The sequence below is a fragment of the Bacillus sp. 22-7 genome, assembly GCF_010628845.1.
Classification (GTDB): domain Bacteria; phylum Bacillota; class Bacilli; order Bacillales; family Cytobacillaceae; genus Cytobacillus; species Cytobacillus firmus_B.
On the sequence record NZ_NJQY01000021.1, the window covers coordinates 40,346 to 60,971 of the forward strand.

Below are 20,626 nucleotides of genomic sequence, written 5' to 3' on the forward strand. Positions count from 1 at the left end.
TTAAAGTAGCTGCATAAATGTTTTTGTGCATATCAGTATACCTTTAAAGCATGCTTATCACAAACAGCATATAGACTGATGCAGTTCCTGAACACTCCTGAAACTTTATTCAACTAAATTATACCTTTTATGGTAAAATAATACTATTAATCATACTAAGTGAGGGAAAGCTGATGAATTTAAGTGAGTATTTAATTGGCGACAGCTTACAATCTTTTCGTCAGTATAAAGGGTTAAGTGTTAAGGAGCTGGCAGAGGGCATATGTTCTGAGGAAGAGCTTATTTCTTTTGAGAGAGAGAAAGCGTATCCAAGTCTGGAAACGCTGAATCAATTAGCCAATAAAATGAATATTGATCTTACGTACTTCTTTAATATTGCCTCGAAGTCTACCATAAATTATTCTACAGCTGTTATGCAAATTATTAATAAGCATAAGCGGAATTGGAATTATAAGGCCATCTATGAAATTGTTCAAAAGGAACTGGATAATCCCCTTTTTCAGCCTGTCATGCTGAAGCAATTCCTGGTCTGGCACCAGGGGATCTGCGTTTTTTATCTTGAAAATGATTTTGACAAAGCGATCCAACTATTGCACGGCGCTTTGGACCTTACAAATGAAAAAAGAGTCAACTTATCGGAAAGAGAAGTCGAAATATTAGCAAGCATCGCTATTTTATATAAAGATATGAATCTTTATCAGGAAGCTATATCTATGTTCAAAAAGGCACTTAATGATTTGGAAAAGCTGCCGCATATCCTTGAAAGCAGAGGGAAAGTCAGGATCCTATTCGGGTTATCCCAGGCCTTGACAGAGGTAGGGGAATTCCAGGAATCCCTTGTATATTGCCAAAAGGGAATTGATATCTGCATACATGAAGAAATCCAATATCTGTTTGCCAATCTGCACTATCAAAGCGGAGAGAATCATATAAAACTTGGCAATAAAGAAAAGGGAATAGAGTTTCTTCAAAAAGCTATTTATATCCTGAAGCTGCAAAAAAATGATAAATTTATCCAAATTGTCGAATCGGAAATGGAAAAATTACTCAACAAATGTTAATATAGAAATATTCAATAAATTATGAATGAGAGAGGAGTCAATGTCGTGAAAAAATTAATTATGGCCGGAGCATTGGCATTAGGGGTAATTGGGGCTGGAGCATCTTTCGCGGGGAACCAGGAGGCTGGAATTCCATCAGAGCATAGTGTTGTCAAGCCTGTAGAGTTAGCTGGCATCCCATCAGAACATAGTGTTGGCAAAACGATTGAGTTAGCTGGTATTCCTTCAGAACATAGTCCGGCATATTCAACAATGGGCATTCCTTCTGAGCATTAATATATTAGTTTTCTATTTAAAACGGGAATATTCCCGTTTTTTTATTTTGGCTAAAGAATCCTGCCCTTTTTCAATGACCTTATTTGCTGTTGTAAGCCAGGTTTCTTTCTGGTCCGAATTTTGGTGGGAATGAAGCTTTTTAACCCTCAGACAGCAAAAAGATCTTATGCCCAGCTATAAGAAGGTCTCCTTATTTAACTGTTAAATCAAAAGGATTGAATTCTTATTGATAGGGTTTATAAACTAGTCTTCTTAACCTCATACTCTTTAATAATTGCCAGATGCTTCCCGGTTATTACTAAATCCGTTATTTCCTGATTGCCGCTTTCAATAATTTGTTGTTCTGACTAATGGCTAATTCCATGGCAGAATTCCCAGCCTCTGATTTTGAATGAGGTGCTGCTCTATAATCATTTAAGCTTTTCACAACTCCATCAATATCATTATTAAGTATACTATCTATAAGAAGCTTATTCTCAAAGGGTAGTTTGGGAGGTTCCATAGCAGCTTCCCTTTTTTGCTTATACAATTTTACTATCCATACTACAAGAAAGATAATGACAGCTAATAAAAAAGCGGCAGTGATAAATATCATTTTAATAGTCCCCCTGTTCCTGTCTGAAAATTAATTATAAAACTTGATAGCTGAATCAAGTGAACAATATATCCTTGTCTAAAATAAGTTTATAAATTTTATTGATCAAACCTTCTGAAAATTTATGTTTGGTTGCGTTTTAGTGGGGAAATGGTTAAAAAAGCGGGAAATAATAAATAAGGAGGAGAACTATTTGAGCCCATTATTCGGATCTGTTGAATATTTCGAAAAGAAAATTGAAAATTACATTTCTAGTAAGAAATTAAAGAAAAACAAAGATCAACACTTATCTAAAATCGTGCCACAACTAGAAAATGAAATTCGCTATGACTTTACGTGCCACAATCGCATCAAAAAAGAATGCCTCGAAAACCTCTATAAAGTTTCCAATAAAGCTTCATCCAAAGTACATTAAATAATGAAATCCAAAAATGTTTGTGCTAACTGCATAAAATCTTCTATTTTAATCTGTTTCGCCGCAATTTCTAGCATAGGGAATTTAGTCTGCTATGCTAGAAATTGCGGCGATTCAGAACCAATTAAAATAATCAGCTGATATCTTGAAAAATTAAGAGGTAGGAATGGAATCGCTCCCAACATAAATGGTAAAATGTAGGAAGGAGGGATTTCCATGAAGAGATGGTTGATTTTACTTATTTCTATTCTATTCTTGGCAGTGCTGAGCGGATGCAATAAAGAAGTTAAGCCTCAAGACCGTTTTGCCCAGTATGTTGAGCATTGGAATAAGCAAGAGTTCGATAAAATGTATGGATTTTTATCAGAAAGCGCCAAGAAGTCTATCAGCAAGAAGGACTTTGTGGAGCGCTATGAGAAGGTATATAAAGATTTAGAGATTAGCAAGTTAAAAGTTACATATAAACCCGATATGGAAAAAGAATATAAGAAGGAAGAAAAGGCTGCTCTTCCATTTTCGGCATCGATGGATAGCGCGGCAGGGAAAATTAAATTCACTCATGACGCCAGCCTGGTGAAGGAAGAAAAAGAGGATGAGGAGAGCTGGTTTGTTGCATGGGATACAACGTATATTTTCCCGGAGCTTGGACCTGAGGATAAAATCAGCTACAGCACCGTACCGGCACAGCGGGGGGATATAGTGGACCGTACAGGTGACCCGCTGGCTTTAAACGGAACGTTATATGAAATTGGTGTTGTTCCTGAGCAGATGGAAGGCCAAAAAGAGCAGACAGTTAAAGGTCTCTCATCCGCCTTGGGCATCTCAGAAGAGCAAATCAGCAAAAGCCTGAATGCAGACTGGGTACAGCCCGGATACTTTGTGCCAATCAAAAAAGTTTCTCCGGATGACAAGGCGACATTGGATAAAGTGTTTGCTTTAAAAGGCGTTTTGAAACAGGACGTTAAAGGAAGAATTTATCCGTTCGGCGAGGCATCAGCTCATTTGGTCGGCTATGTAGGCCCCATTACAGCTGATGAACTAAAGAAGAACGAAGGAAAAGGATATTCCTCCACTGATATCATTGGAAAAAGAGGACTGGAACAAGTCCTTGAAGAACGGCTGAAGGGAACAAACGGTGTCAAAATTGGCATCACAAAGAAAGATGGAACTGAAGTTGTACTGGCAGAAAAACCTGTGGAAAATGGCGAAACGATTGAGCTGACAATCGACATCACTCTTCAGAAGGATCTTTATGAAGAACTGAAGGGAAGTCCGGGGACTTCTGCAGCAATTGATCCGGTTACAGGGGATACGCTTGCTTTAGTCAGCAGTCCAAGCTTCGATCCAAATGAGGCTTCGCTGGGCTTTACCGCAGATGAGTGGAAGCAGCTTGAAGAGAACAAAGATATGCCGCTCATGAACCGATTCAAGCAAACCTATGCTCCAGGGTCTGTGATGAAGCCAATCACAGGGGCGGTTGGTCTATCCGAAGAGACACTGACAATTGATGAAACTATTCAGGTGAAAGGCCTAAAATGGCAGAAGAGCAAATCATGGGGAAGCTATCAGGTAACTCGTGTTAAGGATCCGAACGGACCTGTTGATTTTGAAAAAGCAATGATGTTTTCAGATAATATCTATTTTGCTAAAGAGGCACTTGATCTAGGGAAAGAGAAATTCTCTGCGGGCTTAAAGAAGTTTGGCTTTGATGAGGAGATTCCATTCCCATTCCCAATTGAGACATCGCAGATTGGCGGTCTGGACAGTGAAATCAAACTGGCAGATTCAGGATATGGACAGGGAGAAGTAGAGATGAGCATTCTTCATCTGGCAGCAGCCTATACGCCGATTGTCAATAAAGGTTCTCTTATAAAGCCAGTATTAATGGGAGAAGAAGAAAAGAATCAGGTATGGAAAGAAAATATTATCAGTGAGGAAACAGCCAATATTGTAGAAACAGCTATCACCAAAGTGGTTCAGGAACCTTCCGGAACTGCTCACTCAGCGAATATGAAGGATTATCCGCTTGCCGGTAAAACAGGAACTGCCGAGCTGAAAAGAAGTGCAGAGGAAAAAGGACAGGAAAATGGCTTGTTTGTTGCCTATAATCCAGGGGATCCTAAACTGCTGATTGCAATGATGATAGAAGGCGTTGAAGATAAAGGCGGTTCAAAGGTTGTCGTGGAAAAGGTTAAGAAGGTCTTTGAAAAAAATAAAGATCGGTTTTAAATAGAAAAGGGAAGCAGCCAGCTGCCTCCCTTTTTTTGTTATCTTTCACAGGCAATCTTGTCCTTGTCCCTGTCTTTTGACTTGTTGGCATCGTAGAGTTTTGCTGACACATACGGTTTATATTTGGTTTTGCCTCCTTTATTCTTTATGCCGGCTGATCGTGCTACTCCGCCTTTGTAGTCCTTATTTAGCTCTGTGCAATTTTTATATGTTTTGATTTTGGCAGTTTTTGCAGAAGCTGCCGGACTAAATGACAGTGAGGCTAAAAGACATAGGGTAATGATGGCTGAAAGCAATTTTTTCAAAATAACCCCTCCTATTTTCCTTAATATGTAATAAATATAATTTATTTACATGGGCAATTCAATAAAAATTTAAATCTCTTAAATTGTTTATTGTAAAAAATAGGAACAGGAAATATAATATAGAAGTATTGAATAAATGGTGAAATGAGGAAGATTATGAGGAAATTTGGCGTTGTTTTATCAGTTTTAGTCTTAATTTTCAGTTTGTTCAGTCCTGCCGCTTCAGCTCAGAGTCCGGAATTCGAGGAAGAATTTCAGCAGTATTTAAGCGACATTAGCGCAATCAGGGGTTTTGAAGTTACGAAAGAAGACATTGAAATGGTTCTTTCCATGTATGATGAATCCATTGAAGATTATGATTCTGTTAAAGAGCTTAGTGATTCCCTTGGCGAAGTAATTAAAGCTGATTTAAGCAACATCCAATTTATCTATGATGATTATGAGTTAACTGAAGATTCTTTAAGAAGCTTGCTTGAAGAATTTGGTGAGGAACTGGAAGATTACATTTTTGTCGGTGATCTTGAGGAAAGCGTATTTTTCTATACGACAGATGAGATTGTGGATGAAGATATGATTCTGGAACTATTAGAAGTTTTCAAAGCTGAGTTTGATTTAACAGATGAAGAGATTGAGAGATTGAAGAATCATCTCATTTCAATAGAAGATGACCTTTTGAGCCCTGAGACCATGCAGCGGCTGGAGGATTTGTCTTATCGGATGATGGCTATCGGAGAGTTCGATGAGACAGGGGAACTGAGTTCCGAAGAGGTAGAGGAATTGCTGTCAATCTTTGATGAACTGCTGTCCATTTATCAGGTAAAAGCAGAGTACACTCTAATCACTAAAGGTACTGAAAAGAACCTGACTCTTCTTGAGTTAGTAAATATGAAGGAATTGATCAATGCCAAACTGAAAATCAGCATTTATAATCTGGCAGGCGAATTCCTGGCAGATATCATCATCACAGGTGAAATGTTTGATTCAGATTTAATTAAAGAAACAGGCAAAGATATTACAAATGCGGCTGAAAAAGTCGAAAAGGTGAAAAAGCCTTCCTCTGAAAATAAAACAGTAAAAGGCGGAAAGCTTCCAAATACAGCTTCCAACAATCTTATATACGGGGTTCTTGGACTGCTCGGTATTATGATCGGCACGACATTATTCCGCAGAGTAAGGGAAAGATAATATGAGGCAGAAGAAAAGCCGAAAGAAGAATAGAGAAGTCAGCCACAGAAAGCGGCTGCTTCTTCTTTTCTTTAGTTTGAGCTTAATTGTGCTGGGGCTTTGGTTTACGAGCACAAGCGTCTATAAAGTTGGAAAAGGGTATATCTCTTATAAGATGAATGCGCCTGAACGAGAAATGGAGCTAAAAAAAGAAGTCTCTGCTGCGGAGAAAGTGGAAGAGGAAAAAGAAGTCTTATACCCGGATAAGCCGGAAATTGGCGAGGAAATCGGTGAGCTATACATCCCAAAAATCAAATCCGTTCTGCCGATTATCCATGGCACAGATGAAGATGAGCTTGAAAAAGGCGTAGGGCATTATGCCGGCAGTGTGATGCCAGGGGAAAAAGATAACTCTGTCCTTTCCGGTCATAGAGATACGGTCTTCAGAAAGCTGGGTGAAGTAGGTGAAGGAGATATTCTGGAAGTAACCACAAAGGCCGGAACCTTTGAGTACCGTGTCAATAAAGTGCGGATTGTGGATGCGGACGACAGGACAGTCATTGTTCCTAAACCGCGTGCCATGCTTACGGTTACTACCTGCTACCCATTTGATTTTATTGGTGATGCACCACAAAGATACATCCTGGTTGCCCATCTCTTATCCAAAAAGTAAAGGGATATTCAGAGTCTCCTTAACAAGGGGACTTTTTTTATAGAAAAATTTTTTTCACATTCCTATTTTTCGACATCCATTAGATAAATATCCCTATATAATATACATAATCTACTAATTTATGAATGAGTAGAGTGATAGAATTTGAATAGCGGAGGAAAAGAGATGAGTCAGTTTAAAAGGGTAATATGCCTGTTTCTGGTATTGCTTCTTGCAATCCAGCCCATCACAGTTTTGGGAGTGGAGAAGGGGAATACTTCAAAAGCCAGTCTCTTGAAGGAAACGATCCATAAAGAGGGAGCTCCGAAAAAGGTTAAAGAGGCCTCAAAAGATATTAAGTCAGTAACAAAAGACGACTTTCCTTTAGTGGAACCTGGTGATTATGCAGGCTCTTTAATTGATAGTCAAAATAAATATCATTATATTTGGTATGAAAATATACTAGATTATACTGACTCTTCTATGCTTGTTGATTTATATTATCAATCTACGGCTGCATATAATAAAGACTCCATCATTTCCCTTGAGTTTTATAGTGAGGAAAATGATAGCTTTGAATTTCTCGGTTATACAGAATTTAATTTAAACGGCACACAATATGCAAATTTGAGCTCTAATATCGGTAAAGCACCTTTTACTGATCAGCAGCATATTTATATGCTCTTAGGAGTTTCGAAGAGCTTTTCTACTGAGTATTCAGATGCCTTCATATTTAAAATTGAAAATCCATTCTATAAAGGTGAAGAGGAAGGACCCTCAAACAAATATACCATCATCAGCAATGAATCCGTTTTAGGGGATTCCTATCAAAGCACTGGGCAATTCTCTATCAATAATGATAAATATGCTTCCAATAAAAAGTTGAAGCAAGATGCATATAGATTAGATGTAAAGAAACCCTTTGATGTAAAGAAAAATAAAGGGAAGCAGCTGGGAAGCTATAAAAGCAAAAGATCTGCTTATCAGCTGGGACAATTGAAGAATTTCTGGGTGTACGACTTTTCCTCCTATGCAGATTACCAGATAAATGCAACACTGCTCTATTCCGGGTCAAAAGCGAATGTGTGGGTAAATAATAGCCAGCTGACACAAAAGCAGGCTGAAGACCTTGGCAAAGAGTTTGATGCAGGCATTCATCCCGTTATTACGAACCATTTCGCAAGTGAATCGGATGTGAATGGGGACGGGAAAATTAATATTCTTGCTTATGATATCCAGGATGGATTTAATGGAAGCGGAGGTTATATAGCCGGATATTTCTATCCAGGGGACCTGTATAATATTCAGTATTCAAATCAATCAGAGATCTTCTATGTGGATACCTATCCGCTAATGGGAACCGGTGCAGCAAAAGATCCTTCAGCATCCTATGAAACGCTGGCTCACGAATTTCAGCATATGGTCAACTTCAACCAGAATGTCTTCATTGAAGGCGATGAAGACGGCATGGATATCTGGCTTGATGAAGCCTTGGCCATGGCGGCAGAACAAGTGTACACAGGGCAGCCGCTGACTGATAGAATTGATTATTACAACTATTCCAATTCAATTGCCAGAGGACACTCACTCCTGTATTGGGACTATGATGGCGACACGCTTGCTAACTATTCACTATCCTATTTATTTGGACAGTATGTAAAACAACAGGCGAACAAAGGCAATGCCATTTTTAAAGAAATTTTGAAGGATTCCAATAATGACTATAAGGCAGTAGAAAATGTCATGAAGAAATATGTGGATCCGTCACTTACATTCGGGAAAACGATTACAAATTTCCGTGGAGCGCTTCTTTTGAAGCAGCAGGACGGACAATATGGATTTAAAGGCGAGCAGGCTTTTAATGCGCTGCAACCGCGGTTATATTCGGGAACATCTACCTATTTAAGGGGTGGCGGTGCCATTGTTACCCAGGCATCAAGCGAGATTCCAGTGGACAAAGGGGCGGATATTACATATACCTTTGTGGGTGAAGAAGAGGATGCAACTGCGCCAGCGACACCTAAAGTAGATCCTGTAAGAGACTATGATAAAAAGGTGACAGGCCAGGCAGAAGAGGGCTCAACAGTGACCGTGAAAAAAGGCTCATCCGTTCTGGGCACGGCTGCAGCAGGAAGTGACGGAAAGTTTATTGTAGCTTTAAAAGCTGCTGAAAAGGCAGGAACGGTCTTAACAATTACAGCCGCTGATAAAGCTGGCAATGTGAGTAAAGCGGCTAATGTGGCGGTAATAGATAAAACAGCCCCGGCAGCGCCAAAGGCAGATCCTGTAAAAGATTATGACAAAAAGATAACTGGAAAAGCAGAAGCCGGTTCCAGAGTGACAGTCAAGAAAGGAAGCAGTACACTCGGTTCGGCTGCTGCTGATAAGTATGGAAAGTTCACTGTAAGCTTGAAATATGCTCAAAAAGCCGGCACAGTATTGAATCTGACAGCAGCAGATAAAGCCGGTAATGTAAGCAAAACCGCTAAAGTAACAGTTCTGGATAAGACGGCACCTGCCGCACCAAAAGTAAATGCAATGAAGGACTCTGATAAAAAAATTACAGGAACAGCAGAAGCAGGGTCCAGGATTACTGTGAAAAGAGGAAGCACAATACTCGGTACAGCTACAGCAGCTAAAGATGGAAAGTTCACAGTTACAATCAAATCAGCTCAAAAAGCTGGGACTGTTCTATATGTAACAGCAAAGGATAAGGCAGGCAATACAAGTAAGGCAGCAAAAATCACCGTAAAGGACAAAACGCCGCCTAAAACGCCTTCCGTTAACAAAGTGACATCATCCTCAACAAAAGTAACCGGAAAAGCTGAAGCATATTCCACGGTATATGTAAAAGCTGGCACCAAAGTAATTGGTTCTGCTAAAGCATCCAAATCAGGCAGCTTTTCAGTAAAGATAGCCAAACAGAAAACAGGAAACATCCTTTACGTTTATGCTAAAGACAAGGCAGGCAATACCGGGAAGCCGGCAAAAATAACAGTGAAGAAGCGTTAATAAATTGAAGGGAAAAGGCAGAGGCCTTTTCTCTTTTTTATGTCGCTTTGATAGGCTGAAAGAAGTGCCCCTAGGTGAATAAAGATAACAGCATTGAAACATCCTATTTACAAACATTTTCTATAAATTAACAGAATCTTTACAGCTGTCCATCAGGCACATTGTTAGAATGAAATTATACTGTCCAGAACAGTCTTATGGACAATTACTTGTAAAGAAAGGATTTAATATGATGTCGAAACGAAAGCTGGTACTCTCTGTTGTGACTGCGTTTTTCCTTATCTGCCTCTTTGGAATCATCATTATAGAGCCTGCTGAAATCTGGAATAGAATTAAACATAACAGTGAAGAAATGAATGTTGGGTATTCTGACAATGTTGTATATGACGGAAATCATTATAAATTACTTCACCCTATTGGTGAAAAGAATGGTTCCCTCTATATATCCCTGCCTGATTTAAAAGCCATCACGTTAATGAAAACAGCGGAAAAGGAAGATGAGCTTACAATAAGTTATAAAGATAGAAGTGTTACATATATCAATGGATTAATTCAAAATTGTAATTTGACTAAGGATAAAATGTGCGGATATGAAATGATAGACGACATAATCTATATTCCCGATCAGTCTGTCGAAAAATATTTGGGGTTTGAAATGGATTTTTTTTATGATAAGCAAACGAACACTGTCTCTATTAAAAGTCCAGAGGAGCAAACCAAAAAGCCTTATGATCAGGAACTGGGCTCTACGATTTTTGTACATAAGCAAAATGTGCCAGCTGAAAAATATGAACCGCGAAGCGGCATTTACCTGGGCGGCTATGTTTTGCAGGATGAATATATCAATACGAGTATGAACACATTCAACAAGCTTACAGGAAAAACACATGCCTCCTATTTCAGATACGTCGGGTATGGAAAGCCATTTCCGAAGGAGTGGGCTGAAGAAGTCATCGCGGCAGGCGGCTTCCCGCAGGTAGCATGGGAGCCTAATAATGGACTGGAAGAAGTAAAGGATGATGAGTATTTGAGACAATTCGCAAAGGATGCGGGTGAATTAAAGGTTCCAATCCTTTTGCGTTATGCCAGTGAAATGAACGGAACCTGGACCTTTTATTCCGGTCATTCCGAGCAATACATTGAGAAGTGGAAATTGGTCCATGATGTGATGGAGAGGGAAGCTCCTAACGTCATGATGCTGTGGAATGTCTTCACGATGCCGGAATCAACGATTGATGAATTCTATCCCGGTGATGAATATGTCGACTATGTTGGCGTCAACATTTATAACGTTTTTTACCATAATGATAAAATCGAGGAAAGATCAGATTTTGAAGATCCGCTGCGCTTATTGGACTATGTCTACAATACATATAGCCATAAAAAGCCCATTGTCATTGGTGAGTACGGAGCAACCAATTACACCGTTACAGATGGAAAGCATCATGATGAATTCGCAGTTGAAAAGATAACCAGAATATACAAATACCTTCCAGAACTATATCCGCGTGTTAAATATATTTACTATTTTGATGTGAATAACCTGGTTAATGCGCCGGAAGGCAGGAAAATCAATAATTACGCCATTACAGAGAAAAAGAGTATTCTCAATGCATACTCAGACAATATAAAGACAGATCGTTATTTATCAAAAGTACAAGAGAGTCCAGCTAAGGATGATACTTATTCGTACAGAGACTTTCTCTTTTTCTATGATGGAAAATTATACGTGGATTTTCAGTTTGTACGGGATTATCTGGACATGGATGTAAAAGAAGAAAATAAACAAACATATGAAGTAGCCTACAAAGGAGAAAGCCTAAAAGTAAAGCCGGAGACTATGAAGATAGACAAAGCTGCCTTTTTTGAAAAAAGAGAGATAAAGGGCATTCCTCTTGTTGAAATCCTAAAGCATTTCGAAATGAAGTATGAATTTCGAAATAGAGACTTGCATATTTTTTATTGAGTGCTTCAAAGTTTCAACACCCCCAGACCAAAAGAAGAGAAGAGGCAAACGCCTTTTCTCTTCTTTTGTTTATTGTTTAATAGTAAAAAAGTTCTGGTTAAATAGAGATAAATTATATCCAAAATTAGTAATTTAAGATAAAATATTCTTAATTTTATTAAAGGAGAGATACTTGTGATAGTAACTAAATCAATGAAAAGCTTCCTCATTGCACTTCTTGCATGTTGTGCAATATTAATGTGGGGAACAGAAAAGGCCGCTGCGTCTATTTCAGATGCAAAAGCAATTAATGTAAACCAGACATATAAGGGGGTCCTTGAAGATTATTATCAGCAGGATTTCTATAAGTTTACCATTAATGCTGCAGGCAATATTACCCTTTCTATCAAACAAAAATACAACTCAGCATGGGATGGACAGATCCTAAACAGCTCAGGTCAGGTTTATGAGTCTTTTACAACAGATGACAGTGAAATGGTAAGCGGGGATGCATCAAGATCAGTGGGCCTTCCTGTAGGCACATATTACATAAAAATAGAAGACTCTTATGAAGCTGAAGGAGTGAATTATGAATTTAAGGTACAGTATTCACAATCTAATTACTATGAAAAAGAATTCAATGATTCGCTCACAGCTGCCAATCCAATAGAGCTTAACAAATTTTATACGGGGATGCTAAGAGATGAATATGATAATGATTTTTATAAATTTACCCTTGAAAAGCCAGGTAATATTAAGCTATTAATGGAGAACCAACCGGGTATCGAGTGGTATGGACATATACAGGATAGCAAAGGGAATATCTATAATTATCTCAATAGTGATGACAGTGAAATGGTCTCAGGCTATGAAGCTTCACAAGTAGGGCTCCCAGCAGGAACCTATTATATAAAAATTAAGGACGGCTACCATGGATACACATACCCTTATAAAATGAAGCTAGAATATACAGCTTCAGATTTTTATGAAAAAGAGTTTAATAATTCGATTACAGCTGCAAATGGAATACTGGTTAATAAGATTTATAAAGGAAGCCTGCAGTATGATGATGATAAGGACTTCTATAAGGTTACATTATCAAAACCGGGAAAAGTAACTCTATCAATCAAGCAAAAGGCGGGGGTTAATTGGTATGCCCATATACAGGACACGAAAGGAAACACTTATGCATCCCTCAATACAGATGACAGTGAAATGGTCGAAGGTGATGCAGAAAAGGAAGTGGGATTGCCTAAGGGAACCTATTATGTATTAATAAAAAATTATTACTCATGGGGAGATGAAACCCCCTATGAATTTCTAGTGAAATATACATCCAGCAGCAACTATGAGCAGGAGTTTAATGATAATCTGACAACAGCGACCGCGATAAAGCTAAACCAATCATATTATGGGAATCTTCAATATGATGAAGATCTTGATTTTTATAAATTCTCTATTCCAAAGGACGGACTGGTTAACCTGCAAATACCTCAGAAATCAGGGCTAGAGCTATATGCGAGTATCCAAAACAGCTCGGGTACAGTGTATAAAGACTTATCCACAAATGGAAGTGGAAGTGTAAAGGGAAATGCAGGTCTTCAGGTATCCATGAAAAAAGGCACATACTATCTGAAAATCAAAAATTATTATTATGGCAGTACTGGTATCCCATATTCCTTTAAGCTTTATATGCAAACACCAGGGCTTGCTTCAAGTAAAATAACAGTAACCAATCATAAAGGAAAGAAAGATTCCATTCGCATCTCCGGAATCAAAAAAGGCGATGTGATCAAAGTTTACAATGCTTCAACGAAAGGAAAGCTGATTGCCCAGAAAACGAGCACAGGATCAGCTGATACCATCAGTGTGAATCAGATTGGTGAAAAAGCAGGGAAGATCTACGTCACAGTTACCTCGTCAAGTATGACGGAAAGTAAAAGGACAGCTGTATCTTTCACTGGTGAGCAGACGAATGCAGTTAAATCAAGCCAGGTTAAAATGACAAACAATAAATCTAAAAAAGATGTCATAACTGTAAGCAAGCTTAAAAAAGGGGATGTTGTCAAAGTTTATAGTGCCTCCAAAGGCGGCAAACTTTTGGCTAAGTCAGGCAAGGTGACAAAAACATCTGCCGCAATCAGCATCAGTCAGCTTGGCAAAAAAGCAGGCAGTGTTTATATTACGGTACAAAGTGATGGTATGAAGGAAAGCGCCCGTGTGAAGGTAAGCTATAAGGCGGAGAAGTAGGAAAGCAGAAAAAAATGCAAACCGGCTGGGCTGGTTTGCATTTTCTTTATTTGCTAATGAAATAGTCAGTTACATATTTACTCCACAATTCATGACCCTTCTCACTAGGAGCTTCATTCTCTTCGTTCAGATACGGAATGATTTCCTCTGAATCCGTGGAGGGCCATGCAGACCAGTGGTTAAGGTAGGGAATATCGTTTGTTTCAGCGAACTTCTCTAATTCCTCAATCTGTACAAGGTAATAATTTGCATCATAAATTGGGTTTGGAGGCTGAAGAATAAATACGGTATCAGGGTTTTTTTCTTTTACTGCTGAAATCCAATTCGTAATGTGATCATGGGAGTCCTCGATCCGAACAAAACTGTTATCCTGCAAAGTGAACGGCTCTAATATGATAAGATCTGCTTCTGCAGCAATCATTTCAGAAACTTTATCCTGATCGCTAAACTCCATTGAAGTGCCGTCAAAGACTTGAATGTCCACCTCGATTGAGCCTTCCCCGAAGGTCTCTTCAAGCTTTTTCTTTGCTGAGGAAGCCCAGCCATCGTCATTACTTCCTAAAGCAGTCGATCCCGCAAGAAGGATTTTATAAGGGATGTCTTCTAAGAGTGTCTGTTCAAATCTTCTTTTGGCTTCGGCAGGCCAGTTAACGGATATCTTTTGAAATTCCTCAATATCTATTCTTTTGTCAGTCTCTTCCGCCTCTTCTACGGGTTCTGCGGTTTTCTCAGTTTCTTGAGTAGTAGCATCTGTAGAAAGGACAGTTCTTTCCTTCCAATGGGAATTGCCCCAATATAAGACCACCCCACAGGAAATGGCCAGCAATAAAATAAAAAAATTCTTCATAATTACCTCCACAAAGGATTTAATTTTATAAATGTAAAATTTCCCAATTTAAAATTTCGTCTATCAAAAAATGCCATTTTATAGTTAAATAGGAATAGTAATAACAAATAAGTTACATTTTCATTAAAATTATGACAAAAAAACACAAAATTGGCAACTTGCTATGATATAATATTTTGGGTTTTGTTATTTATTTTTCCTTAGGAGGATATCATGGAAGAAACGATTAGTCTAAAAGAACTATTCCATACACTGAAAAAAAGAGTGACTCTTATTCTGTCAGTGACAATTCTGGCAGTCATGATCAGCGGAATAGTCAGTTACTTTTTCTTAACACCAATATATCAAACTTCTACACAGATTCTTGTAAACCAGGCAAAAGATGAGCAAAGTGTATATAGTGCGGGTGAAGTTCAAACAAACCTGCAGCTGATTAATACATATAATGTCATTATTAAGAGTGCTGCCATTCTTGAATTAGTAAAAGAAGATCTCAAGCTTGATATGACAACGGCTGCGCTGAATCAGAAAATTACCGTTCAGAGTGAACAAAACTCTCAGGTAGTAAATATTTCTGTTCAGGATGAAGATCCAAAAAGAGCAGCAGATATCGCCAATAAAACAGCTGAAGTGTTCCAAAAAGAAATAGTAGAAATTATGAACGTTAATAACGTAACTATTCTAGCGAAGGCGGAAGTAGGAGAAAATCAGGCTCCAGTTAAACCGCAGCCTCTATTAAATATCGCCATTGCTTTAGTTGTTGGCTTAATGGCTGGTGTAGGATTAGCGTTCCTGCTTGAATATCTGGATAATACCATTAAGAACGAAGAAGATATTGAAAAAACAATTGGCCTTCCAGTCCTTGGTGTGATTGCTCAAATGGATGACACTGCTGAAAACGGGAGCCGTTCCGACCGCAAAACTAGGTTAAGAGGTGAGACTGTTGGTTCTTAAAAAGGGAGAAAAGAAGAAAGTATTGGAGCACAAGCGAAAGCTTGTTACAAAGAACGATCCAAAGTCTCCAATTTCTGAGCAGTACCGGACCATCCGGACAAATATTCAATTTTCATCTGTGGATGAAGAGATTCGCACTATTATGGTTACATCATCAGGACCAGGAGAAGGTAAATCAACTACAACAGCCAATCTCGCAGTAGTCTTTGCGCAGCAAGGCAAAAGAGTGCTTCTGGTAGATGCTGACCTGCGGAAACCAACAGTGCATTATACATTTAACCTTATGAATACGAGCGGATTAACAAGTGTGCTCACAAACCAGATGACACTTATGGAATCTGTTAAGGCGATCGATATGAAAAACCTTTTCATTCTTCCAAGCGGTCCAATTCCGCCAAATCCCTCTGAATTACTGGGATCAAAGGCAATGGACTATTTTATGAAGGCAGCCTTAGAGGAATTCGATATCATTTTATTTGATACTCCTCCTGTACTGGCGGTAACAGATGCTCAAATTCTCTCAAATAAGTGCCAGGGTACCATTCTTGTTGCGGGCAGTGGAAAAGCGGAAAAAGACCAATTGGTGAAAACGAAGGAGCTATTAGAAGCAGCTCAAGGGAAACTATTAGGAGTGGTATTAAACAACAAGAAAATGAAAGAATCACAGCATTACTATTATTACGGTGTGAATTAACAGAATTCGACAAATTACACCCTTTACCGTATTGAAGTTAAAATGTTAACATGACAGAAGAAGGATATTTTGTCATATATTGAAAGGAGTGGAAGGGATGATTGACATACATTGTCATATCTTGCCGGGGATAGATGATGGTGCCCAAACAATAGAAGACAGTTTGGACATGGCGAAAGAAGCGGTTAGAGAGGGGATTTCCTCCATCATTGCCACTCCTCATCATAACCAGTCTTATCATAATACAAAAGATGAAATTATTTTTGCGGTTAACGATCTAAATAATAGTTTGAAAGAGGCATCAATCCCACTGGAAATCCTTCCTGGTCAGGAAGTTCGAATTTATGGGGAAATAGTAGAAGGTTTAAATAATGGAGAGATTCTTTCCCTTAGTCACTCCCAATATATGTTTATTGAATTTCCTTCTAACCATGTACCCAGATATGCTGAAAAACTCCTGTTTGACATTCAGCTTCAGGGATTGATTCCAATTATTGTTCATCCTGAACGGAATAAGCAGTTAATGGAACAGCCGGATCTTTTATATCAATTTGTTGAAAAAGGCGCGTTAACCCAGGTGACGGCCTCAAGTCTTTGCGGGTATTTCGGAAAGAATATTAAAAAGTTTTCTGAGCAATTGATAGAGTTTAACTTAACCCATTTTATCGCCTCTGATGCTCATAACGTGAAGAATCGCACGTTTAAAATGGCTGAAGCATTGGACTTAGTCGATTCTAAATATGGACCCGATATGGTTTATCTTTTTAAAGAGAATGCAGAGCTCCTAGTTGAGAACAGCAATATAATGAAAGAACTGCCTGAGAGAATTAAACGCAAAAGGTTTCTTGGCATTTTTTAACCATTGCATGTTGCATAGGACTAGGCGATGCCTCCTTGCCTTTATCAATGGAGGCACTCGGCCATGCTGTGGGTGAGTAAAATCACCTTAGACACACAGTTGTCACTAGCATGGTGTGAGGAGGGGTTAAATGCCCCAATTTAAATATGTGAAAATATCCATATAGGAATCCGCTTACATTATATTGTTAGATAATGTCCTAGATATCTAATGAAAGTACAGGACCATTCCTGTATTCCCATTAGATATTTATTTTTGCCTGAATGCTGGTCAATTGTGGATTTTTACTAGGTAATAAGAACTAAAATTTAGAAGGAGGCTATTTATTTGACGTACCAAAAGCGGCTGACACTGTTGGTTTTATTGGACTCATTAATTGTTTTATCAGCTATATATGTAAGTGTTTTGACGCTTCACCCAACGCTGGCTTGGATTAAGTCTGAAACATTGCTTGTCAGCTCCATTACGCTGCTCCTTAGCCATCATTTCTTCGCATCTGCTTACAGGCTTTATAACAAGGCATGGGAATATGCGAGTGTTGGAGAGCTCGTGGCGATTGTAAAGGCAGTATCACTATCTATCATGACTACAGGAATAATGCAGCAGCTGTTAATAGGGGATGTTTATTTCCGGGCTTTAATGCTTGCGTGGATGATGCACGTTCTATTAATAGGAGGTTCACGTTTCTCCTGGCGTGTCTACCGGGACCGATATATTAAATCAAATATAGAACAAAAGCGTGCCTTAATAGTAGGAGCCGGTGCTGCCGGAACAATGCTGGCAAGACAGCTTCTGAAAAATCAAGACACTGAAATCAAACCAGTTGCATTTATCGATGATGACTCAAAAAAGTATAGATTACATATACATGGTTTACCTGTTGTTGGTGGTTCCAAACATATCTCGAAGACAGTGGAAACTCTGAATATCGATAAAATTGTAATTGCCATCCCATCTCTAAATAAAAAAGAGATGCAAAGAATATTTGAAGAGTGTGGCGGAACAAAAGCCAAAACAGTCATCATGCCAATGATTGAAGATGTAATGCTTGGGAAGGTGTCGGTTAATCAATTCAGGGATGTGCAGGTAGAGGACCTGCTGGGGCGTGAACCGGTTAAGCTGGATATTGACAGTATTTCAGAAAAATTAACTGGAAAGACCGTTTTAGTAACAGGTGCAGGCGGATCAATAGGATCGGAAATTTGCCGCCAAGTATGCAAATTTAAACCAGAAAAAATCCTTCTTTTAGGGCATGGAGAGAACTCCATATACCTGATTGATATGGAGATGAGGAATAAGCATAAAGGCGAAATTGAAATTGTGCCGGTTATTGCGGATATTCAGGACAGGGATCGGGTTTTCGAGGTAATGGAAGCACACCGGCCGGATGTTGTGTATCATGCTGCTGCTCATAAGCACGTGCCTTTGATGGAATACAATCCGAAAGAGGCTGTTAAGAATAATGTGCTGGGAACAAAGAATGTAGCAGAGGCTGCTGACACTTTTGGTGTAGGTACATTTGTTTTAGTTTCATCGGATAAGGCTGTTAACCCTACGAATGTGATGGGCTCTACAAAGCGTATTGCAGAAATGGTGATTCAGGAGCTGGATAAACAGAGTACTACTAAGTTTGTAGCTGTAAGATTTGGGAATGTCCTTGGAAGCCGTGGAAGTGTTATTCCGTTGTTTAAAAAGCAGATTCAGGCTGGGGGGCCGGTGACGGTTACACATCCGGATATGACGAGGTATTTCATGACAATACCGGAAGCATCAAGACTGGTAATGCAAGCGGGAGCTCTTGCTCGTGGTGGGGAGATATTTGTGCTTGATATGGGAGAGCCGGTTAAAATTGTTGATTTAGCAAAGAACTTGATAACTCTGTCTGGTTATAAAGAAGAAGAGATAGAGATTGAATTTTCAGGAATACGCCCAGGAGAAAAGATGTACGAGGAACTGCTTGGAGAGAAGGAAGTTCATAAGGAAGCAGTATTTCCGAAGATCTTTATTGGGAAGGCTATTTTGGATCAGGAAGACGAAGTTCATTATTTGATTGAGAGATTTGATGATATGTCTACAAATGAAATTAGTAAGTTTGTGTTGAATTTGGCTAATAGGAGAAAAAATAAAGTTCTTTCAATTGCTAAATGAGGGGAAATTTGAATGAAAAGGGTGCGTAAAGCGATTATTCCTGCTGCTGGTTTGGGATTAGGTTTTTACCTGCTAAATCTAGTTCAAAGAGTAGTCAAAGTGATCCTCAATCGCACGTTTGCCTTTACCAGTGATAATTATAAAATCTTTAATTCCTGATGCCGCAGCTTCTTCAACAATGTATTGAAAAGTAGGCTTATCCACAATCGCAGCATTTCCTTCGGCATTGCTTGAAAACTTAATTCAAAAGCAGAAGTTTGTTTTACTTGAAAAGGTAAAAGAACCTTCAAAAGCTGATATTCACTATATACGGCAAAAGAAGCCTAAAGGACTTACATGCAGTATGGTGTGCAAGGAAGTTTATTGGGAACGAGCCTATTGCGGTGCTGCTTGGAGATGATATTGTACAGAGTGACACTCCTTGCTTGCGTCAGCTGATGGATGGATATGAGGAGACACTTTCTTCTGTTATTGGGGTGCAGATAGTTTAACCTGAAGAGACACACAGATATGGAGTTATTGTTCCTTCGGATCAAAGTGGCCGTAGGTACCAGGTGAACAACTTTGATGAAATACCAAAGCAAGGGACTGCTCCTTCAAACTTGGTGATTATGGGCCGTTATGTTTTTTTAACTCCAGAGATTTTCATGTTCTTAGAGCAGCAAGAGCTAGGCGCAGGTGGGGAAGTACAGCTGACTTATGCGATTCAGAAGCTTAACCAGATCCCTCGTGTGTTTGCTTATAATTCTGAAGGTGTACACTATGATTTTGGGGAGAAGTTTGGGTTATTAAAATAACAATTGAAATGGCTTTGAAAGATAAAGATTTGAAGGATAAACTTATCCGGTTTATGGATGAGAGGCTTAGTGAATTTAAAGTCATTGAGAGTTAATTGAGAAGTAAACTTAAGATGATCATATAAAAATTCTAGATATGCCTTTGATCCATCGGTATATCTAGAGTTTTTATGTTTTATATATATTAAAGGTGATGCCTTCTTGCCTTCATCAAAGAAGGCACTCGGCTATGCTGTGGGTTAGTATGAAACCTTAGACACGATGGGTTGTCAGTGGTGTGGCGTGAGGCGGGGTTAGATGTCCTAGGCTTTTCCTTTTTTACTATTTTACGGAAAGCCTGATGCAAATGAATTTATGATTTATAGAAGTATAAGGATAGCTCTTCGAGCTATGTTTTATAGCTCAAATTTTATTTCGGAAATG

Annotated in this window: 17 protein-coding genes and 2 pseudogenes; 15 read left to right on the forward strand and 4 right to left on the reverse strand. The window is 38.8% G+C overall.

Translation table 11 applies throughout. The annotated features are described in order from the left end of the window. The first annotated feature begins 173 nt into the window (after positions 1 to 173). Positions 174 to 1,061, forward strand: coding sequence for a helix-turn-helix domain-containing protein (locus tag CE058_RS16110; protein WP_163144024.1), 888 nt, complete (start codon positions 174 to 176; stop codon positions 1,059 to 1,061). Positions 1,062 to 1,106: 45 nt separating this feature from the next. Continuing rightward, positions 1,107 to 1,337, forward strand: a complete 231-nt coding sequence (locus tag CE058_RS16115; protein WP_163144026.1) for a hypothetical protein — start codon at positions 1,107 to 1,109, stop codon at positions 1,335 to 1,337. A 307-nt stretch (positions 1,338 to 1,644) separates the two neighbouring features. Here CE058_RS16115 and CE058_RS16120 read toward each other — a convergent pair whose 3' ends face one another. After that, positions 1,645 to 1,932, reverse strand: a complete 288-nt coding sequence (locus CE058_RS16120) for a hypothetical protein (RefSeq protein ID WP_163144028.1) — start codon at positions 1,930 to 1,932, stop codon at positions 1,645 to 1,647. Between the two features lie 193 nt (positions 1,933 to 2,125). On the opposite strand from CE058_RS16120, the gene CE058_RS16125 reads away from it, so the two are divergent. Together CE058_RS16125 and CE058_RS16130 are read left to right on the forward strand one after the other, a co-directional pair. Next, on the forward strand, positions 2,126 to 2,347 hold the full coding sequence (locus CE058_RS16125) for a hypothetical protein (protein ID WP_163144030.1): 222 nt from the start codon (positions 2,126 to 2,128) through the stop codon (positions 2,345 to 2,347). Between the two features lie 216 nt (positions 2,348 to 2,563). Then, positions 2,564 to 4,576 carry a penicillin-binding transpeptidase domain-containing protein gene (locus tag CE058_RS16130; RefSeq protein ID WP_163144031.1) on the forward strand — a complete coding sequence of 671 codons (2,013 nt, stop codon included), beginning with the start codon at positions 2,564 to 2,566 and terminating at the stop codon, positions 4,574 to 4,576. Between the two features lie 38 nt (positions 4,577 to 4,614). Here CE058_RS16130 and CE058_RS16135 read toward each other — a convergent pair whose 3' ends face one another. Next, entirely contained in the window at positions 4,615 to 4,872 is a 258-nt protein-coding gene (locus CE058_RS16135) for an excalibur calcium-binding domain-containing protein (RefSeq protein ID WP_445662652.1), read from the reverse strand. 165 nt (positions 4,873 to 5,037) lie between these two features. Between CE058_RS16135 and CE058_RS16140 the strand changes: the two genes are divergently transcribed. The 5 genes from CE058_RS16140 (at position 5,038) to CE058_RS16160 (ending at position 13,904) form a co-directional block, all read left to right on the forward strand. Then, positions 5,038 to 6,066, forward strand: coding sequence for a processed acidic surface protein (locus tag CE058_RS16140; protein ID WP_163144035.1), 1,029 nt, complete (start codon positions 5,038 to 5,040; stop codon positions 6,064 to 6,066). Position 6,067: 1 nt separating this feature from the next. Beyond that, complete coding sequence (locus CE058_RS16145) at positions 6,068 to 6,718, forward strand: class D sortase (protein ID WP_163144037.1); 651 nt, start codon at positions 6,068 to 6,070, stop codon at positions 6,716 to 6,718. Between the two features lie 165 nt (positions 6,719 to 6,883). After that, entirely contained in the window at positions 6,884 to 9,709 is a 2,826-nt protein-coding gene (locus CE058_RS16150; RefSeq protein ID WP_163144039.1) for an Ig-like domain-containing protein, read from the forward strand. A 232-nt stretch (positions 9,710 to 9,941) separates the two neighbouring features. Next, entirely contained in the window at positions 9,942 to 11,675 is a 1,734-nt protein-coding gene (locus CE058_RS16155) for a glycoside hydrolase family 26 protein (RefSeq protein WP_204260547.1), read from the forward strand. Positions 11,676 to 11,849: 174 nt separating this feature from the next. Next, positions 11,850 to 13,904 (forward strand): hypothetical protein, encoded by a 2,055-nt coding sequence (locus tag CE058_RS16160; RefSeq protein WP_163144041.1) that lies wholly within the window; start codon positions 11,850 to 11,852, stop codon positions 13,902 to 13,904. A gap of 46 nt (positions 13,905 to 13,950) precedes the next feature. On the opposite strand, the gene CE058_RS16165 is transcribed toward CE058_RS16160, so the two are convergent. Then, entirely contained in the window at positions 13,951 to 14,751 is an 801-nt protein-coding gene (locus CE058_RS16165) for an SGNH/GDSL hydrolase family protein (RefSeq protein ID WP_163144043.1), read from the reverse strand. A 213-nt stretch (positions 14,752 to 14,964) separates the two neighbouring features. On the opposite strand from CE058_RS16165, the gene CE058_RS16170 reads away from it, so the two are divergent. From CE058_RS16170 to CE058_RS16190, 5 genes are all read left to right on the forward strand, one after another. Then, the gene (locus tag CE058_RS16170) at positions 14,965 to 15,705 is read left to right on the forward strand and encodes a YveK family protein (protein WP_163144045.1); all 741 of its coding nucleotides are present in this window, start codon (positions 14,965 to 14,967) and stop codon (positions 15,703 to 15,705) included. After that, positions 15,695 to 16,399 (forward strand): CpsD/CapB family tyrosine-protein kinase, encoded by a 705-nt coding sequence (locus CE058_RS16175; RefSeq protein ID WP_163144047.1) that lies wholly within the window; start codon positions 15,695 to 15,697, stop codon positions 16,397 to 16,399. The genes CE058_RS16170 and CE058_RS16175 overlap by 11 nt, the downstream gene beginning before the upstream one ends. 97 nt (positions 16,400 to 16,496) lie before the next feature. Beyond that, positions 16,497 to 17,258 (forward strand): tyrosine-protein phosphatase, encoded by a 762-nt coding sequence (locus CE058_RS16180; RefSeq protein ID WP_163144049.1) that lies wholly within the window; start codon positions 16,497 to 16,499, stop codon positions 17,256 to 17,258. Positions 17,259 to 17,585: 327 nt separating this feature from the next. After that, positions 17,586 to 19,406, forward strand: a complete 1,821-nt coding sequence (locus tag CE058_RS16185) for a polysaccharide biosynthesis protein (RefSeq protein WP_163144051.1) — start codon at positions 17,586 to 17,588, stop codon at positions 19,404 to 19,406. 12 nt (positions 19,407 to 19,418) lie between these two features. Further along, complete coding sequence (locus tag CE058_RS16190) at positions 19,419 to 19,565, forward strand: hypothetical protein (protein ID WP_163143973.1); 147 nt, start codon at positions 19,419 to 19,421, stop codon at positions 19,563 to 19,565. Here CE058_RS16190 and CE058_RS25115 read toward each other — a convergent pair. After that, positions 19,494 to 19,639 (reverse strand): annotated as a pseudogene (locus tag CE058_RS25115) (UTP--glucose-1-phosphate uridylyltransferase); the annotation flags it as partial. The gene CE058_RS16190 and the pseudogene CE058_RS25115 overlap by 72 nt on opposite strands. Here CE058_RS25115 and CE058_RS16200 point away from each other — a divergent pair. Continuing rightward, a pseudogene (locus CE058_RS16200) lies at positions 19,633 to 20,298 on the forward strand (UTP--glucose-1-phosphate uridylyltransferase); the annotation flags it as partial. The pseudogenes CE058_RS25115 and CE058_RS16200 sit on opposite strands and share 7 nt — an antisense overlap. Positions 20,299 to 20,626: the final 328 nt, after the last annotated feature.

Coding starts and splice junctions, on each gene's coding strand:
- CE058_RS16110 (WP_163144024.1), top strand. CDS start 174: ATGAATTTAAGTGAGTATTTAATTGGCGACAGCTTACAATCTTTTCGT.
- CE058_RS16120 (WP_163144028.1), bottom strand. CDS start 1,932: ATGATATTTATCACTGCCGCTTTTTTATTAGCTGTCATTATCTTTCTT.
- CE058_RS16130 (WP_163144031.1), top strand. CDS start 2,564: ATGAAGAGATGGTTGATTTTACTTATTTCTATTCTATTCTTGGCAGTG.
- CE058_RS16140 (WP_163144035.1), top strand. CDS start 5,038: ATGAGGAAATTTGGCGTTGTTTTATCAGTTTTAGTCTTAATTTTCAGT.
- CE058_RS16145 (WP_163144037.1), top strand. CDS start 6,068: ATGAGGCAGAAGAAAAGCCGAAAGAAGAATAGAGAAGTCAGCCACAGA.
- CE058_RS16150 (WP_163144039.1), top strand. CDS start 6,884: ATGAGTCAGTTTAAAAGGGTAATATGCCTGTTTCTGGTATTGCTTCTT.
- CE058_RS16155 (WP_204260547.1), top strand. CDS start 9,942: ATGTCGAAACGAAAGCTGGTACTCTCTGTTGTGACTGCGTTTTTCCTT.
- CE058_RS16165 (WP_163144043.1), bottom strand. CDS start 14,751: ATGAAGAATTTTTTTATTTTATTGCTGGCCATTTCCTGTGGGGTGGTC.
- CE058_RS16170 (WP_163144045.1), top strand. CDS start 14,965: ATGGAAGAAACGATTAGTCTAAAAGAACTATTCCATACACTGAAAAAA.
- CE058_RS16180 (WP_163144049.1), top strand. CDS start 16,497: ATGATTGACATACATTGTCATATCTTGCCGGGGATAGATGATGGTGCC.
- CE058_RS16190 (WP_163143973.1), top strand. CDS start 19,419: ATGAAAAGGGTGCGTAAAGCGATTATTCCTGCTGCTGGTTTGGGATTA.